The organism is Herbiconiux daphne (assembly GCF_024979295.1).
GTDB classification, from domain to species: domain Bacteria; phylum Actinomycetota; class Actinomycetes; order Actinomycetales; family Microbacteriaceae; genus Herbiconiux; species Herbiconiux daphnes.
Genome location: NZ_JANLCJ010000062.1, coordinates 1 through 1,836, shown reverse-complemented (window position 1 = coordinate 1,836; position 1,836 = coordinate 1). Strand labels below are relative to the sequence as shown.

The following is a 1,836-nucleotide window of genomic DNA, read 5'->3' as shown; positions in this document are numbered from 1 at the left end:
TAATCTGTGCAGAGTAACCACCACCTGTCATTGTGAAACCTTTATCAGGAGCATCGTCAGGTTTCATAACAACCTTAATACGAGTGCTTTCCTGCTTAGGAGGAACACCAGGAGAAGGGCTTGGGTTAACACGAAGGATAACAGAAGTCTTACTTGGATTACCTGCTACATCAGGATCTATGATATCAACAGAAGTAACACCAGCAGTGACATTAACACGAGCTTTAGCTTTGACTGACGGTGAGTTAAGAAGTTGAACAGTAATATCAGCACTACCTACACGTAAAGGTTTAATTCTTACTTTAGTTGCAGGATCATTAGGATTTGAATTAGGTGGATACTCAATAGTAAATACTGAAGTATCTGAACTTAACCATTCCACTTGTAACGGGTTGCTAGGTGTTGGTGTTGGATTCAACATAACACTAGCTGTTCCATAGTTATTAGGGTCAGTAGTCCTACGAACATTGTACGTAGACATGTTGGTAGAGATTGAATCCACATTAGGAACTACTGTGACGAAAACAAAATCATTCAATGACCTATCTTGATTGAAAGCATTGATTGTCGTCGTACCAACAAGGTTATTATTGTTTGCGTGAAATGTGATGTGTAATGGGTTATTAGGATCTGTCTGAATTGTACCTAATGTATTATCTGCTAACTCCCAAATGAGATCTTGCTTCTTAACTCCTGTAGGAATCAAAGTAACATAGAAATCATGAGATGCTGCATTCTTAACATTCACCTGACTTTCAGTGAATTTAATGCCAGTCATTAATGGATGAGAGATAACAGAAACGGTAGCAGTTTTAACACCACCTCTAATAGGTTCCCAATAACTGATGTTTTCCCAATGCGTATCTTCTAATTGATACAACCCATCCTTAGTACCTAAGATGTTAAATGGGTGATCATACTGGAAGTCAAATGGCATTGGTTGAATTGCATAGGCCACGATAGAATCTTCTGGGCCATTATAGGTAATAGGTTTGTTACCACCAAATTTAGTAATCTGACCTCCGATAAAACGTGCATTGAGTGCATCAGTGAACGCATTAGGAGGGAGGTCAGTTGGAGATAAATCAGTGACAACGCCTACCTTACCAATATCTTTGATTTGGTAGAATGCCAATTTAATACCCTCCTTAGGTAATACGTCTCCAGATATAAGCACCACGGTATGTAGGAATAATCTCTACAGGAGTCGGTGTTGCATTACCAACGCTAATCGTACCAGTAACACTTTGTGCAGGAATAGTTGCTGAACCTACTAAAGTGGAAGAGTGATTACCGTTCTGAGTATTAAACAGGATACCACCAGAGTCATCATGATGATTACCATCTGCATGACCTGTAGTGAATCTCATACTTGTTGAAGCAGTACTTCCAGATGTAGTTAGTGAAGCACTAGCACTCTGTAAAGGCATGTTTGCCGGTGCAAGAGCCACACTAGAACGTCCACCAGTACCAGATCTAAACTGATACACCTGACCATTAGCACCATCAGAAGAAGCACCAATACCACCAAGGAAACCTACGATAGGAAGCCATACGGTATTAGGAGCTTGAAGCACTGTAGCTGGATTAGTGCTATTCTCTGACATGAAATAACTACCAACAGGGTAGATCCTTTTGAGGATAGCTTCATTAATCAGAGCTTCTACTTTATCAATGGAAGCAAGATCTGTACCATCTTTTCCTACCATTGCATTCTTGATAAGAGTAGGTTCTGAGAACTCTACAATGTTATACGTGTTACCTGAGTCACGTTTAAACTCCATGTACTCAGTGACCTTAGACAAGTCTCCAAAATCAGAAGTAAGAGGTACATCT

2 protein-coding genes are annotated in these 1,836 nt (G+C 39.9%); both read right to left on the bottom strand.

Annotated features, from left to right (window positions below; genetic code table 11):
* On the bottom strand, window positions 1–1,135 hold a 1,135-nt coding region (locus N1032_RS22835; RefSeq protein ID WP_259542608.1), incomplete at its 3' end, for a hypothetical protein.
* Between the two features lie 13 nt (window positions 1,136–1,148).
* Window positions 1,149–1,836: phage baseplate protein (locus tag N1032_RS22830; RefSeq protein WP_259542607.1), on the bottom strand; the 688-nt coding region annotated here is incomplete at its 5' end.